11 protein-coding genes are annotated in these 15,189 nt (G+C 52.7%); 6 read left to right on the forward strand and 5 right to left on the reverse strand.

Annotation, left to right across the window (positions count from 1 at the left end; translation table 11 throughout):
• Positions 1-153 precede the first annotated feature (153 nt).
• Positions 154-3,639: a chromosome segregation protein SMC gene (gene smc / locus ACTHUR_RS00900; protein ID WP_440361141.1), complete on the forward strand. Its 3,486-nt coding sequence runs from the start codon at positions 154-156 to the stop codon at positions 3,637-3,639.
• 93 nt (positions 3,640-3,732) lie between these two features.
• On the opposite strand, the gene ACTHUR_RS00905 is transcribed toward smc, so the two are convergent.
• From ACTHUR_RS00905 to pmbA, 3 genes are all read right to left on the reverse strand, one after another.
• Entirely contained in the window at positions 3,733-4,242 is a 510-nt protein-coding gene (locus ACTHUR_RS00905) for a cold-shock protein (protein ID WP_440361140.1), read from the reverse strand.
• A 153-nt stretch (positions 4,243-4,395) separates the two neighbouring features.
• The gene (locus ACTHUR_RS00910) at positions 4,396-5,565 is read right to left on the reverse strand and encodes a glycosyltransferase (protein WP_440361139.1); all 1,170 of its coding nucleotides are present in this window, start codon (positions 5,563-5,565) and stop codon (positions 4,396-4,398) included.
• Positions 5,566-5,652: 87 nt separating this feature from the next.
• Positions 5,653-6,984, reverse strand: coding sequence for a metalloprotease PmbA (gene pmbA / locus ACTHUR_RS00915; protein WP_440361138.1), 1,332 nt, complete (start codon positions 6,982-6,984; stop codon positions 5,653-5,655).
• Between the two features lie 124 nt (positions 6,985-7,108).
• Here pmbA and yjgA point away from each other — a divergent pair, with 124 nt between their 5' ends.
• From yjgA to ACTHUR_RS00935, 4 genes are all read left to right on the forward strand, one after another.
• Positions 7,109-7,642, forward strand: coding sequence for a ribosome biogenesis factor YjgA (yjgA, locus tag ACTHUR_RS00920; RefSeq protein ID WP_049344065.1), 534 nt, complete (start codon positions 7,109-7,111; stop codon positions 7,640-7,642).
• A 71-nt stretch (positions 7,643-7,713) separates the two neighbouring features.
• Entirely contained in the window at positions 7,714-8,424 is a 711-nt protein-coding gene (locus tag ACTHUR_RS00925; RefSeq protein WP_049344067.1) for a hypothetical protein, read from the forward strand.
• A 102-nt stretch (positions 8,425-8,526) separates the two neighbouring features.
• Positions 8,527-10,227: a single-stranded-DNA-specific exonuclease RecJ gene (gene recJ, locus ACTHUR_RS00930; protein ID WP_049344068.1), complete on the forward strand. Its 1,701-nt coding sequence runs from the start codon at positions 8,527-8,529 to the stop codon at positions 10,225-10,227.
• Between the two features lie 18 nt (positions 10,228-10,245).
• Entirely contained in the window at positions 10,246-11,181 is a 936-nt protein-coding gene (locus tag ACTHUR_RS00935; protein WP_070504412.1) for a DMT family transporter, read from the forward strand.
• A gap of 95 nt (positions 11,182-11,276) precedes the next feature.
• On the opposite strand, the gene ACTHUR_RS00940 is transcribed toward ACTHUR_RS00935, so the two are convergent.
• Entirely contained in the window at positions 11,277-12,758 is a 1,482-nt protein-coding gene (locus ACTHUR_RS00940; RefSeq protein ID WP_049335482.1) for an aldehyde dehydrogenase family protein, read from the reverse strand.
• A gap of 340 nt (positions 12,759-13,098) precedes the next feature.
• On the opposite strand from ACTHUR_RS00940, the gene adhP reads away from it, so the two are divergent.
• On the forward strand, positions 13,099-14,142 hold the full coding sequence (gene adhP, locus ACTHUR_RS00945) for an alcohol dehydrogenase AdhP (RefSeq protein WP_079453675.1): 1,044 nt from the start codon (positions 13,099-13,101) through the stop codon (positions 14,140-14,142).
• Positions 14,143-14,208: 66 nt separating this feature from the next.
• On the opposite strand, the gene ACTHUR_RS00950 is transcribed toward adhP, so the two are convergent.
• Positions 14,209-15,132 carry a pseudouridine synthase gene (locus tag ACTHUR_RS00950; RefSeq protein WP_311476458.1) on the reverse strand — a complete coding sequence of 308 codons (924 nt, stop codon included), beginning with the start codon at positions 15,130-15,132 and terminating at the stop codon, positions 14,209-14,211.
• Positions 15,133-15,189 lie beyond the last annotated feature (57 nt).

The raw sequence follows: 15,189 nt of genomic DNA on the forward strand, positions 1-15,189 counted from the left end.
GTGAGTTCTATAGCTAGTCTGTTTCTTTTTAACAAACTTTTCAGACGGCCTTTTGAAGATAAAAAAGCAGTCGGACTTTATGGATGCTTTTCTCTCAACGGATAAGCGTATTTCCGTTAAAATACGCCTTCTTTTCCGATTCGAAACATTGCCATGCGCCTTACCCACATCAAACTCTCCGGCTTCAAATCTTTTACCGACCCGACTACGATTCATGTGCCGGGGCAGCTTGTTGCGGTCATCGGGCCGAACGGCTGCGGCAAGTCGAATGTGATTGACGCGGTGCGCTGGGTGTTGGGCGAGGCTTCGGCGAAGCAGCTTCGCGGCGAGAGTATGCAGGACGTGATTTTTAACGGTGCGGCGACGCGCCGTCCTGCGCCGAGGGCTTCGGTGGAGCTGGTGTTTGACAACAGCGACCACAGTTTGCAGGGGGCGTGGGGGCAGTATGCCGAGGTGAGCATCAAGCGACAGCTAACGCGTCAGGGAGAATCGACTTATTTCATCAACAATCAGACCGTGCGCCGCCGCGACATTACTGATTTGTTTCTGGGTACGGGCGTGGGCGCGCGCGGTTATGCCGTCATCGAGCAGGGGATGATTTCACGCATCATCGAAGCGCGGCCGGAGGAGTTGCGCGCCTATATCGAGGAGGCGGCGGGCGTGTCCAAATATAAGGAACGCCGTAAGGAGACGGAAGGCCGTCTGAAAGGCACACGCGAGCATTTACAGCGTTTGGGCGATTTGCAGAACGAGTTGGCGCGTCAGGTGGAAAAGCTCGAGAAACAGGCGGAAACCGCCGAACGCTACAAATCCCTGACCGCGCAGTTGAACCAGCAACAGGATTTGCTCGATTACGCCCAATGGCAGCAATCGCTTGCCGCTGCCGACAAAGCGACCGCGCAGCATCAGTCTTTGCAGGCGCAGCAGGACGAAACCGCCGCGCAGGTTCAGGCATTAAACGACGAAGTACACACCTTGCAGACCGCCGAACAGTCGCAACAGCAGGCGGTACATGAATTGAGCAACAAACGCGGTGTGTTGCGCGAGCAGATTGCCCGTTTGGAAGAACAAATCCGCCATCAGCAAAACCTGCACCAACGCATCGAACGCGACAAGCAGGCAGCGCAGGCGCAGTTGCAGCGCATCCATCAAGAACAGCAGCAAATCCGCGTCAAGCTGGAAGAAAACGAGTTGCAGGTCGAAGAAAAGCAAACCGAGTTGGCGGAATGGGCGATGCAGGTTGCCGAACACGAAGAGCGTCTGCCCGAATTGGAAGAAGCACAAGCCACGCTCAACGCCGCCTTCCAAACCCAGCAGGACGAGGCAAACCGCATCCGCCGCGAACTGGCGTTGAAACAGCAGCAGCTTACCCATGCCGAACAAACCGTTGCCAAACACGAAGAGCGCAAAGGTCGTCTGAAACAGGAAAACCAAGCCCTGAACCTGCCCGACGAAGCCGAGACCGCCGCCGCGCAGGAAGCCTCCGCCTTGTTGCAAAGCCAGCAAGAGCATTACGAAGAACAAATCATTGCCGCCGAAGAAGCCCTACACGCCGCCCGCGAAGCGTTTCAGACGGCCTCAAACCGCTTCCAAAGCCTGAAGCAGCAACACATCACCTTGCAGGCGCAGCAGCAGGCGTTGTCGCAAATCCTGTCGCAACAGCAGGAAGCCGCCGACTTCTGGCAGGCAACCGACCACGCCACCGCGCCGCAACTGTGGCAACACATCATCGCACCCGCCGAGTGGCAGCACGCCTTGTCCGTCATCCTTGCCGAACGCCTGCACGCCCGCTCCGTACCGCACAGCTTCGTTCCCCCCACGCCTTTGCCGCAGGGGCAGGCTGCATGGCTTTCAGACGACCTCTCCGGCGGTATCAAGAAATCCCTGCCCGTACAGGCATTGCTGAACCAAATCCAAGCGCAGCCGCCGTTTCAGACGGCATTGCACCACTGGCTTGACGGCATATTGTGCGCGCCCGATTTGAGCTACGCCCTCGCGCATCAAAGCGATTTGAGCGCACATCAAATCTGGCTTACGCCCGAAGGCCATCAGGTCGATAAAGTCAGCGTCCTGCTTTATGCCAAACCTGCGCAGGAAAGCCTGATTACCCAAAAAGCGCGTCTCGACGGCATCGCGTCCGAACTGGAAAGCCTCGCCCCCGAACTTTCTGCCGCCGAAGCCGCGTTCAAACAGGCGGAGGTTGCCGTGCGCTCGTCCGAAACGCAGCACAAAAACCTGATGCAGCAGCAACAGCAGCACACGCGCCAATACAGTCAAGCGCAGCAACGCGCCGCCGAACTCTTGGCGCGCACCAACCAAGGGCAAATCCGCCGCGAACACATCGAGCGCGAACTGGCGCAGTTGGCGAAAGAACAGACCGTATTGCAACACACGTCCGACGGGCTTTCAGACGACATCGTTACTTTGCAGGAAGCCGCCGCCGAACTCGAACACCAACAGCAAACCACCGCACATAGCCGCCAAGAGCAGCAAGGTCGTCTGAAACAGGCGCAGCTTGCCCTGTTGGAAGCCAACCGCCAATACGGGCTGGCCGAAGTCGCCGTCCACAAGCTCAACCAGCAAAAACAAAACTACCAGCAGCAAATCGCCCAGCTTGAACAGCAAACCTTCGACTGGCAGGAACGCCAACAAGAACTTGCCCTCGCCTATGAAACCGAGTTCCAAAACGACGAGCAGCACATCAAGCTCGAAGAATTAAGCGAAGCCGTACAGACTTTGGATGAAGAATATATCGTCGTACAGGAGAAACTCGCGCAGATTCAGGAGCAGGGCAGGGAGCAATACGCCCGCGTACAAACCCTGCAAACCAAGCTGCCGCAGCTTCAGGCCGCGACCCAAACCGCTCTGTTGCAACAGCAGGAAGCCCTGATTAACGCCAAACGCTACCATCAAAACCTGACCGAACGCGCCGCCGATTTGGACGCGCTCGAAGCATTGGCGAAAGAATCGCCGAAAGTATTGAACACCAGCATCGGCAGCCTCACCCAGCAAATCGAAGCCCTCGGCGCCGTCAACCTTGCCTCCCTGCAAGAACTTGAAGAAGCGCGCGAACGCGACGGCTACTACCGCAGCCAAAGCGAAGACGTGCAGGCCGCCATCACCCTTTTGGAAGAAGCCATCGCCCAAATCGACGACAAAACCAAAGAGCGTTTCAAAGAAACCTTCGATGCCGTCAACGGCAAAGTCCAAACCTTCTTCCCGACCCTGTTCGGCGGCGGCGAAGCCACCCTCAAGATGATAGGCGACGACCTCCTGACCGCCGGCGTGTCCATCATGGCGCGCCCGCCCGGCAAGAAAAACAGCACTATCCACCTCCTCTCCGGCGGCGAAAAAGCCCTCACCGCCATGAGCCTCGTGTTCGCCCTGTTCAGCCTCAACCCCGCCCCCTTCTGCCTTCTGGACGAAGTCGACGCCCCGCTGGACGACGCCAACACCTCGCGTTTCTGCAACCTGGTCAAAGAAATGTCGGCGCAAACCCAGTTCCTCTACATCTCCCACAACCGCCTGACCATGGAAATGGCAGAACAACTCGTCGGCGTAACCATGCAGGAAAAAGGCGTATCGCGTGTTGTGGCTGTGGACATCAAACAAGCGTTGGAAATGGCTGAGCCGAATTGAGGTAGGAACAAAGGCCGTCTGAAAGAATGAGGAAGAAATCTATAATTTCATCTTCCCATTTTTTCAGACGGCCTTTTTATATTGGATACAGCGTTATTGTTTTGAAGTATTATCTTTGGCGCGTTGAGGCTGTCCCGAGCGTTGGTTGTTGCCGTTGACGGCATCGCGCCATGCTTTGCGTTCGGCTTCGATTTTGGCGGCTACTTCGTGAACCATGGTTTCTTGTTTTTTGACGGCCGGTTCTTCCGGTGTGTTGTCGGAAAAGTGGAGTCCATACCACAAGGCGGCGAAAATGCTGCAGACGAAGATAACGGCAATCAGGCCGATGATGGCCTGTTTGCCGGCGAGGGGTTTTTCGGGGGGAGGGACGAGGACGTCAAAGCAGTCGGCGCAATCGAGGGCGAAGCAGACGTTTTCGGCTTCTTTGCGGCCGCGTCGGCCTTCTGTGATGTTGAAGGAGATGTGTTGCCCTTCGGCCGGAAGGCGGGTAAGGGTGGTAAAGGCGGCAAGTGCAAGAAAGATTTCTTGGTCTGTGTCTTCTATGGTAGCGGCTCCGAAGCCGCGCTTGCTGTTCCAGCGAGTAATCGTTCCGTAATAGCGCATAATATATGTGGGATATTATTGTAGGTAACAATTTTTCCTTGGACTGATTTTAAATCAAAAAGTTTAGTTATTGTCTTAAATTTACACTAGATTTGTCTTGTTGGAAGCAGGCAGGCCGTCTGAAGGATTTCAGACGGCCTGTATGGTTTATGCCTATTTATTAAGCACTTTTTGGAAGGTGTCGATCAGGTGTTGCGCAATGGCACGGCTGCCGAATTGTTGCAGGCAATCTTGGCGCAAACGGACGGGATCGTATTGTGCGTGGTTTTCGTAGAGGGTGAGCAATGCTTTGGTCAGCTCCGGTATGTTTTCGATTGGCACCAGCAGGCCGTTGTCGGAAGTGACGATGGATTCGGGGCCGCCGCAGCGTGTGGCGATAACGGGTAAACCTTGAGACAGTGCTTCGATATAGACGACGCCGAAGGTCTCGGTACGGCTGGCGAGGACGAAGGCGTTGCTGTGGCGCATAAGGTCTAAGGTTTGGTCGGTGGTTAATGCGCCGGTAAAGGTAACGGCGTGGTTGATGCCCAAGTCGCTTGCCAGTTGTTTCAGACGGCCTTCTTCTGCGCCGCCGCCGCCGATTTTGAGTTTGAGCTGCGGATAGGTTTTGAGTGCTTCGGCAAAGGCAGGCAGGAGCAGGTCGTGGCCTTTGAGGTGGCGCAGATGGGAGACGCTGCAGAAGGTGAAATCTTGATTGTTTTTTTCGGGGAACTCGAAATCCTGTTCAAAATTGCCGCCCAGCATATTGGGCAGGTATTGCCAGTCTGTACCGGCGTAGGTTTTTTCGAGAATGCGGCAGAAATCACGGCTTACTGCGAACCGGGCCGCGCTGTGGCGCACGGCTTCGTGCATGGACGGCCATTGGTTTTTGCGGACAAGGCCGCGTGAAATGGCGCTGCTGTGTTCGGTAATTACATAGGGAATGCCGTATTTTTTGAAGATGGCGCAGGCTAAAATGGCGGCGTAGTTGACGCAATGGGCGTGAATTACGTCGGGTTTGCCGTTGTCGGCGATATAGGCTTCAAAAGCTTTCATGCCTGCGTTGACCCAGCGGATGCGGTCGATATCGACAACCGGGCATCGCGGGAAGAAATACATGCTGTCGTAGGCGTAAGTTTTGAGTCCGCCTTGCTGATGGCGGCGTAGGCCGTAGAAGCGCGAGAAGATGGTTTTCGGCTGGCTTCTCAAGTAGCGGAACATGGGCACGACCATGCCGATTTTCATGCCTTCGCGTTGCAGGGCTTGGGCTTGGAGGCGAAAAAAGATTCCGTCCACATCAGTTTCGGAAGAAGGATACCAAGAGGGGATAACGACAATATGCATGATGTATTTTTTATGGAAGTAGATAACGGCGAGGCCGTCTGAAAAGAAAAGATATCTTTCAGACGGCCTTTTGTATATTTAGTTCAATCAGTTGCCGGCAACCGTCATTTTGGAAACCAAGACGGAGCCGATTTGGTTGGATGAACGGCGTAATGCGTCGTCTGCCACGCCGATGATGTCGCGGTACATATCCTGCAAACGTCCGGCAATGGTGATTTCCTGAACCGGATAGGTAATGACGCCGTTTTCCACCCAAAATCCGGCCGCGCCGCGCGAGTAGTCGCCGGTAATGGTGTTGACGCCTTGTCCCATCAATTCGGTAACCAGCAAACCTGTTCCCATTTCTTTCAACAGGTCGGCCTGCGTGGCATGGGTGTGGTTCAGATACAGATTGTGCGCGCCGCCGGCATTGCCCGTTGTCTGCATGCCGAGTTTTTTCGCGCTGTAACTGCTGAGGAAATAGCCTTCGACTATGCCGTCTTTCACCACAAAACGCGGCTGCGTGGCCACGCCTTCGGCATCGAAATAAGTGCTGCGGAACGAGCGCAGGATATGCGGTTCTTCGCGCAGGCTGAGAAACTCGGGCAGCACCTGTTTGCCGATGCTGTCAATCAGAAAGCTGCTTTGACGGTAGAGCGCGCCGCCGCTGAGTGCGCCGATAAGGTGGCCGATTAAGCCGACTGCGACGGTGGTGTCGAACAGTACGGGATAGCTGCCGGTCGGAACGCTGCGGCTGTTCAGACGGCGTAAAGTCCGTTCGGCTGCAGTTTGGCCGATGAGTTCGGGCGCGTCCATGTCTTCGTGACGGCAGGAAGAATCATACCAATAGTCGCGCTGCATGCCGTGTTCGTCGCTGGCGACCACGCTGCAAGAAATGCTGTGGTGCGTGCTTTGCTGATGTGCGGCAAAGCCGTGGGCGTTGCCGTAAACATATTGGTAATGGCCGGTATGAACCGATGCGCCTTCGGAATTTTCAATGCGTTTGTCTGTTGACAGCGCAGCCTGTTCGCATTGCTTGGCCAAATCGATGGCGGATTCGGTACTTAAATCCCATTCGTGGTAGCGGTCGAGGTCGCCGATATGGGTTGCCATCAAGGCAGCATCGGCAAGGCCGGCGCAATCGTCTTCGGCGGTATAGCGTGCAATATCAATGGCGGCTTTGACCGTATCTTGCAGGGCGCGTTCGGAGAAGTCGGCCGTGCTGGCACGGCCTTTGCGTTGGCCGACATAGACTGTAATGTCTAAAGATTTGTCTTGTTGGAACTCGATTTGTTCGATTTCGCCCAAGCGCACGCTGACGCTTTGACCGAGCGACTCGCTGAAATCGGCTTCGGCCGAGGTAGCGCCGGATTGTTTGGCCAAATCCAGCGTGTGTCCGCACAAGCGCAACAGCTCGTCCGGTGTGTGGTTAAACAGCATAAAAAGGTTTCCTGACAGGGTTTTGCGGCATTTTAACCGTTTCAGACGGCCTCTGCAAAAATCGCACGGAAAGGCCGTCTGAAAACTGATAAAATAGGCAGATTCAGAAAATCAGGGAAACACAATGTTTGAACAAGAAGACGAATGGGTCAGCAAAACCCAAATGAAAAAGCAGATGAACGATTTGCAGGCTTTGGGTATGGAATTGACCAAACTCTCCAGCGATACGTTGAAAAAAATCGGCTTGGACGAAGAGCTGTTCGAGGCCATCGTTACCTATAAAAAAATCACCTCCAACAGCGCACTCAAACGCCAAGCACAATTTATCGGCCGCCTGATGCGCGATACCGACCCTGCGCCCATCGAAGCCTATTTGGCCAAACTGCGCGGCGACAATACGGTGCACAATGCCTTTTTGCAACGCGTCGAGCAGGCGCGTACCCGACTGTTGGCAGACGATGGCTCGATTACCCAATTTATGGCCGATTTTCCGCAAGCCGACGCCGGCAAATTACGCACCTTGATCCGCAACACTAAAAAAGAGCAGGAACAAAACAAACCGCCGAAAAACTTCCGCGCGCTGTTCCAAGAAATTAAAGCAGTGATGGAGGCCGGTCAATTCGATGCTTCAGAAGAAGGGCAGGATTGGGAGGAATAAACCTCAAGGCCGTCTGAAAACGGATTGCGGTTTTCAGACGGCCTGTATCGTAATGCCGAAGGAGGATGACCATGAAATTTCGCCGCTTTGTACCTGCCTTGTTAATTAGTGCACTAACCCTCAATGGTTGTACTAACGATCTTTGGGAAAGAAATAGCCCGTTCCATAAAACCACAACCGAAAAAACCGTTGCCAAAGACAATATTCAAGCATTTGGCGTGGTTGCCAAAGACAATACGCAGTTGGAAAAAGGCAGCTTGGTCATGATGGGCGGAAAATATTGGTTTGTCGTTAATTCTAAAGATTCGGCCAAGTTGAAGGCGATCTTGGATGCTAAGCTGAGCAAACGGTTTCAAATGGTTCGGCAAAACCCAAAACAGGTGTATGAGGCTTTGCCGGTTGAATTGAAATCCCCTGAAGCGCAAACTTTCCGCTCGAATTTCTGCCTGCGTTACGATACTCAAAAAGTTGCCGAGATTGTCAAGTTGAAACAACTGGCGTTCAAGCCGGTTGAGCTCGATGGTAAAACTGTCTACACACGGTGTATTTCTGCCGAAGGTCATTATTACGCAACGCCGAAAAATGTTGCCGAAGACCGCCATTTTGACACTGCCGTTCCAGTCAGAATTTATTATACGGAAACCAAAACAAGCACCGATGTTTGGAAGTTGACGGGGAATATCCTGAAAACGCCATTGGCGCTGGCTTTGGATGCAGTCGGCGTAGTGATAGCAGGCTCCTATGCCGTGATCGGTGAAATTGTCGATGATTCACGCAAATAATATCCAAGGCCGTCTGAAAACGGATTGCAGGTTTCAGACGGCCTGGCCCTTAAAATAAACGCTTCAAAAATATTAATTTCTCTCTATTTAATCCCACACACCATGTCCGTCAAAATCCAAACACGTTCCATTAATCCGACTGTTTTTAACGACTTGCTCACTGCCGGTACCGATCCTTTGATTGCGCGGCTGTGTGCTGCGCGTGATGTACAAAGTCCGGCCGAGTTGGACGACAAGCTTGCAGCTCTTTTGCCGTATCAAACGCTGACAAACTGCGAAGCCGCCGCCGGCCGTTTGGCGGATGCGGTTGAGCGTCAGGAAAAAATCCTGATTGTCGCCGACTACGATGCCGACGGTGCGACGGCGTGTTCCGTCGGTATGAGCGGTTTGGCGGCGATGGGGGCGAAAGTGGATTTTCTCGTGCCCAACCGCTTTGAACACGGCTACGGCTTAACGCCCGAGCTGGCTGAAATCGCGGCAGAGCAAGGTGTGGATTTATTGGTGACGGTGGATAACGGTATCGCCAGCATTGCAGGCGTGGCGCGCGCGCAGGAATTGGGTTTGGATGTGATTGTAACCGACCACCATCTGCCTGCCGAGACCGTGCCCGACTGCATCATCGTCAATCCAAACCAAAAAGGCTGCGGTTTCCAAAGCAAAAGCTTGGCGGGCGTGGGCGTGATTTTTTATGTATTAATGGCTTTGCGTGCCGAACTGCGCCGCCGCAATTATTTTTCAGACGGCCTGAAAGAGCCGAATCTGGGCGACCTCTTGGATTTGGTTGCACTCGGTACCGTCGCTGACGTCGTCACTCTAGACCACAACAACCGTATCCTCGTATCGCAAGGTCTGAAACGGATGCGTTTGGGTAAAATGCGCCCCGGTATCCGTGCCTTGTTTGAAGTGGCACGGCGCGATTGGCGCAAGGCTCAGCCTTTTGATATGGGCTTTGCGTTGGGGCCGCGCATCAACGCGGCCGGACGGCTGGACGATATGTCGGTCGGCATTGCCTGTCTGTTGGCGCGAGATAATGCCGAGGCGCAGGAACTGGCGGCGCAGTTAAACAACCTCAATATCGAGCGCCGCGAAATCGAGCAGTCTATGCTGCAAGACGCGCTGAATGCTTTTCCTGAAACCCTGCCTTCAGGTCAGACGACTTTGGTGGCGTATCGCGACGACTTCCATCAGGGCGTGGTCGGCATCGTTGCCAGCCGCCTCAAAGACCGTTTTTATCGTCCTACTATCGTGTTTGCGCCTGCCGACAACGGCGAAGTGCGCGGTTCGGGACGCTCCATTCCCAATCTGCACTTGCGCGATGCTTTGGACTTGGTGTCCAAACGCTATCCCGATTTGATTTTGAAATTCGGCGGACACGCGATGGCGGCGGGTTTGAGCATACTCGAACACAATATCCCCGCGTTTCAGACGGCCTTTGAAGAAGCCGTGCGCGAGATGGTGTGCGAAGACGATTTGTCGCAAACCTTCATCACCGACGGCAGCCTGCCTGCACGCGACATTACGCTGGAACAGGCGCAAAACCTTGCTAAACACGTTTGGGGGCAGGGCTTCGCGCCACCGAGTTTTACTGACGAATTTCATGTTGTCCGCCAGCAGCCGTTGGGTGCGGAAGGCAAACACAAAAAAGTCTGGCTGCAAAAAGACGGCTACGAATTTGAAGCCATGTTCTGGCGTTGCAGCGAAGACATTCCAGAATACATCCGCACGGTGTACCGCCCCGTTGCCAACGAATGGCGGAACAATCTCGAATTGCAGCTTTATATCGACTACTGGGAAGCCGCGTAAACAAAGGCCGTCTGAAAAATGAAGAAACAAAAACCTTGGCTCGGCTTTTCATTGGCGTTGCTTGCCACCATGACTTGGGGTTCGCTGCCGGTCATCGCCCAACAGGCATTAAAAGCCGTCGATGCGCCCACGCTGGTGTGGATACGTTTTTTAGTGGCTTCGCTGGTGTTGTTTGTGCTGTTGGGGCTGACCGGCAAGCTGCCGAGGCCGTCGGAATTTTCCAAGCAAACCTTATTTTTATTGATGCTGGGCATTATCGGTATTTCCGCCAACTTTGTGCTTGTTGCCATGGGCTTGCACTATATTTCTCCGACAACCACGCAGGTGTTGTGGCAGCTTTCTCCCTTTACCATGATTTTGGTCGGCGTAGGCGTGTTTAAAGAAGCCTTTACGCATTGGCAAAAAATCGGCTTGATGCTTTTGCTGACGGGTTTGGTCATGTTTTTCAACGACAAATTCGGCGAACTTTTCAGCTTGGGCAGCTATGCGGTCGGCGTAATGATGGCGGCTTCGGGCAGTATGATCTGGGTGTGCTACGGCGTGGCGCAAAAACTTCTGTCCAAACATTTCAATTCGCAACAAATCCTGCTCATGATCTATTTTTGCAGCAGCTTTGTTTTCCTGCCGTTTGCCGAACCGTCGCAAATCGCCCATATCGGCAATCCGTTTTTATGGGGTTGCTTTATCTATTGCTGCCTGAACACGCTGATCGGCTACGGTTCATTCGGCGAAGCGCTCAACCATTGGGACGCTTCAAAAGTCAGTATCGTCACCACGCTGATTCCCGTATTCACCATGATATTTTCCACCATCGGCCATCATCTCGCCCCCGATTATTTTGCCGCTTCAGATATGAATATCGTCAGCTATGTGGGTGCCATGGTAGTTGTGACCGGAGCCTTGCTGGCGGTGGCCGGAGAGAAAGTAATGGGGCTTTTTTTGAGAAAGATATGAAGCATTTATTGCAAAACAGAATAAAACAAGGCCGTCTGAAACAGGTTTCAGACGGCCTTTATATTTTCTAAATCAGATTAATGTGGAACGGCGGATTAATAGAAGCCTTCGCGTTCTTCACGGGTGCTGATGTAGATGTTTTTCACTTGGGTGTAGGCGGCGAGCATCATTTTGTGGGTTTCTCGGCCGATACCTGAAGTTTTGTAGCCGCCAAACGGCGCGCCGGCAGGCAGGCGGTTGTAACAGTTCACCCAAACGCGGCCGGTTTCCAATGCATTGGAAACACGCAGGCAGCGGTTGATGTCGGTACTCCACACTGCGCCGCCCAAGCCGTATTCGCTGTCGTTGGCCATTTTGATGACTTCTTCTTCGGTTTTGAATTTAATCACGGTGGCAACCGGGCCGAAGATTTCTTCTTGGGCAACACGGGCTTCGTTGCTGCTGGCTTCAATCAAAGTAGGCTCGACAAATTCGCCTTTGCCCAATGCGCCTTCGATTTTTTTACCGCCGGTAATGATGCGGCAGCCTTCCTGTTCGCCGATTTTGACGTATTTCAAAATGGTCTCGAGTTGACCGGCGTTGACTTGCGAACCCATTTGGGTGTCGTCTTCCCAAGGCAGGCCGACTTTGATTTTTTTGAATTCTTCAGCCAAAGCATTGACGAATTTGTCGTAAATGCCTTCTTGTACAAAAATGCGCGAACCGGCGCAGCAGACTTGGCCTTGGTTGAACAAAATACCTTTTTGCGCGCCTTCGAGGGCTTTGTCGAAAGGCATATCGTCGAAGAAGATGTTGGCAGATTTGCCGCCCAATTCCAAAGTGGACGGAATCAGCAATTCGGCAGCGGCGATGCCGACGCGGCGGCCGACTTCGGTTGAACCGGTAAAGGCCAGTTTGTTGAAGCCTTTGTGGTGCAGCATGTATTCGCCGGATTTGGAACCGCGGCCGGTAATCACGTTCAACACGCCTTTAGGCAGCAAGTGGTTGATTTTTTGAGCGAGGGACAATAGGCTCAATGAAGTGCTGGAAGAAGGGTGGATGACGATGGTACAACCTGCGGCCAATGCCGGAGCGATTTTCCATGCGGCCATCAAGAATGGGAAGTTCCAAGGAATGATTTGGCCGACAACGCCGATCGGTTCGCGCAGAACGATGGATAAGTCTTCGGCGTCAAGTTGGGTCGCAGTGCCTTCTTCGCCGCGGATCACGCTGGCGAAATAGCGGAAATGGTCGGAAGCCAATGGTACGTCGGCGGCGCGGGTTTCGCGGATCGGTTTGCCGTTGTCCAAGGTTTCTTGCAGGGCGAACAATTCTGCGTTTTCGTCAATCACGTCGGCGATTTTGTTCAAAATGGCCGCGCGTTCGGCAGTCGTGGTTTTGCGCCATGTTTTGAACGCTTCTTGGGCAGCGGCCACGGCAGCATCGACATCGGCGTCGGTTGCGTCTGTGAACTTGGCCAATTCATCGCCATTGGCAGGGTTGTAAGAGGATAAAAGTTTGCCTTCGCTACCTTTCGTCCATTCGCCGTTGATTAAAAGACCATATTCTTTATCAAACACATTTAAATCTTTTGCCATAATACTGTCTCCTTAATGAATGGGAAGGCGTATTTCTGCGCCATAAAAACAGCTTATGCTTTTTTCTTTTTAAGTTCAAGTACTAAAAATGATAATGTTCTCAAAATTTACATTTGTAATGTTATTTCATGTAGCAGGCCGTCTGAAAAATAAAGGATTTGATTGAAATGAAAGTGCATTTGTTAATATATTTAAAGATTCAGATGGTTTGAATAGGATTTGTTATGGTATAACATCATAACTCGTTGTTTTGAAAAAGATTATGGGTTGACGGTTTCGAACATGGGGAGTATTCTCATTTATAGCTAAACAGTTTTTCAACACCCTAGGAGACTCTCTCATGAAAATGCATGCTGTGGTAGTAAATAAAGATGTAGCAGGTGATGTAGAAGTTGTTGAACGCGAACTGCGTCCGCTGGAATACGGCGAGGCGTTGGTAGAAGTCGAGTATTGCGGCGTGTGCCACACCGACTTGCACGTTGCAGCAGGCGATTACGGCGACAAACCGGGTCGCGTGTTGGGACACGAAGGCATCGGTTTGGTTAAAGAAGTTGCTGACGGTGTGAAAAATCTGAAAGTCGGCGATCGTGTCAGCATCGCATGGCTGTTCCAAAGCTGCGGTTCTTGCGAATACTGTAATACCGGCCGCGAAACCTTGTGCCGCTCCGTATTGAACGCAGGTTATACTGCCGACGGCGGTATGGCGACCCACTGTATCGTGAGTGCCGATTATGCGGTCAAAGTTCCTGAAGGCTTGGATCCTGCGCAAGCTTCGAGCATTACTTGTGCCGGTGTGACCACTTATAAAGCGATTAAAGTTTCCGGCGTTCGTCCGGGTCAATGGATTGCGATTTACGGCGCAGGCGGTTTGGGCAACTTGGCGGTTCAATACGCGAAAAAAGTGTTTGGCGCGCACGTTGTTGCCGTTGACGTCAACGATGAAAAACTGGCTTTTGCCAAAGAAACCGGCGCTGATTTGGTGATCAATGCCGCCAAAGAAGATGCGGCTCAAGTCATCCAAGAGAAAACCGGCGGCGCACACGCAGCCGTTGTCACAGCCGTATCCGCTGCGGCCTTCAATTCAGGTGTTAACTGCGTCCGCGCCGGCGGTCGTGTCGTTGCAGTCGGCTTGCCACCTGAGTCTATGGACTTGTCTATCCCACGTTTGGTATTGGACGGCATCGAAGTGGTCGGCTCTCTGGTCGGCACCCGCAAAGATTTGGAAGAAGCATTCCAATTCGGCGCAGAAGGTTTGGTTGTGCCTAAAGTCGAATTGCGTGCTTTGGATGAAGCGCCTGCCATCTTCCAAGAAATGCGCGAAGGTAAAATTACCGGCCGTATGGTGATTGATATGAACAAAGAGTGCAGCTGCATTCATCACTAATCAGATTTTGTGACAAAAAGGCCGTCTGAACAATTTCAGACGGCCTTTTTTATTGGATTGGATAACTTAAAGCGCAAAACCACTTTCAAATACGCGGATTTCTCCGCTGACAGGATCGGTGAACTCTATTCTTTTAGCCAGAAGTTTTAAAGGTTTGTCGTAGTCTTCATCACCGGCCGCCAATGGGGTAGGGTAAAGCGCATCGTTCATCAGCGGCATGTTCAAACTCATCATATGCACGCGCAGCTGGTGTTTTTTTCCGGTATGCGGCGTGAGGCGGTAGAGGCTGAATGCGCCGCGGTTTTCAATAAGCTCGATGGTTGTGTGGGCGTTGGGTTCGCCTTCCGTTTCCCGCGTGAGAAAGAATTTTTCGCCGCGTTCCATTCGGGACGAAATATGCAGCGGATAGTCCAAATCCGTCCGCGTCGGCGCCACCGCTTCATAAGTTTTTTGGACGGTTTTTTCTTGGAACATGGTCTGATAATCGCAACGCGTGGCAGGGTTGAGTGAAAGCAGCATAACGCCTGCCGTATCTTTGTCCAAGCGATGAATCGGCGTAATGTCTTCAACATTCAAATGCTGCAATTCCCGCCGCAGACGTAGGCGCGTGAGCAGGGTTTCCCGCAAAAACCTGCCGCTGGGGATGACGGGCAGAAAATGCGGTTTGTCCACCACAAGCAAATGCTCGTCAATATGCAAAATCTTTTCATCAAACGGAATACGCGGCTCGCTCTCACGGCTGGTTTCACGGTAATAAAACATCGTCTTGCCGGGTTCGAACAAAGTATTCTCATCAAACGGTACGCCATCCGCGCCCACCACAAAACCGCTGTTCAGCCGCCGCCGCCAGTTTTCTTCGCCGACAAAGGGAAAATGAGCGCATAGAAAATGCAGCAGCGGCAAGCCGTAAAACTGCTTTTCGTGCGGCAAAACCAAGTAGCTGGGTTTGACACCGTCTAGAAGGGGTAGGGGATTGGTACGTTTTTTCATGCGGCGGATTGTACTCGGTTTTTAGGATTTTTTCAGACGGCCTTGTTTTTATGGAAA

This window comes from Neisseria sp. P0021.S007, from assembly GCF_051956855.1.

Coding starts and splice junctions, on each gene's coding strand:
- smc (WP_440361141.1), top strand. CDS start 154: ATGCGCCTTACCCACATCAAACTCTCCGGCTTCAAATCTTTTACCGAC.
- ACTHUR_RS00905 (WP_440361140.1), bottom strand. CDS start 4,242: ATGCGCTATTACGGAACGATTACTCGCTGGAACAGCAAGCGCGGCTTC.
- ACTHUR_RS00910 (WP_440361139.1), bottom strand. CDS start 5,565: ATGCATATTGTCGTTATCCCCTCTTGGTATCCTTCTTCCGAAACTGAT.
- pmbA (WP_440361138.1), bottom strand. CDS start 6,984: ATGCTGTTTAACCACACACCGGACGAGCTGTTGCGCTTGTGCGGACAC.
- yjgA (WP_049344065.1), top strand. CDS start 7,109: ATGTTTGAACAAGAAGACGAATGGGTCAGCAAAACCCAAATGAAAAAG.
- ACTHUR_RS00925 (WP_049344067.1), top strand. CDS start 7,714: ATGAAATTTCGCCGCTTTGTACCTGCCTTGTTAATTAGTGCACTAACC.
- recJ (WP_049344068.1), top strand. CDS start 8,527: ATGTCCGTCAAAATCCAAACACGTTCCATTAATCCGACTGTTTTTAAC.
- ACTHUR_RS00935 (WP_070504412.1), top strand. CDS start 10,246: ATGAAGAAACAAAAACCTTGGCTCGGCTTTTCATTGGCGTTGCTTGCC.
- ACTHUR_RS00940 (WP_049335482.1), bottom strand. CDS start 12,758: ATGGCAAAAGATTTAAATGTGTTTGATAAAGAATATGGTCTTTTAATC.
- adhP (WP_079453675.1), top strand. CDS start 13,099: ATGAAAATGCATGCTGTGGTAGTAAATAAAGATGTAGCAGGTGATGTA.
- ACTHUR_RS00950 (WP_311476458.1), bottom strand. CDS start 15,132: ATGAAAAAACGTACCAATCCCCTACCCCTTCTAGACGGTGTCAAACCC.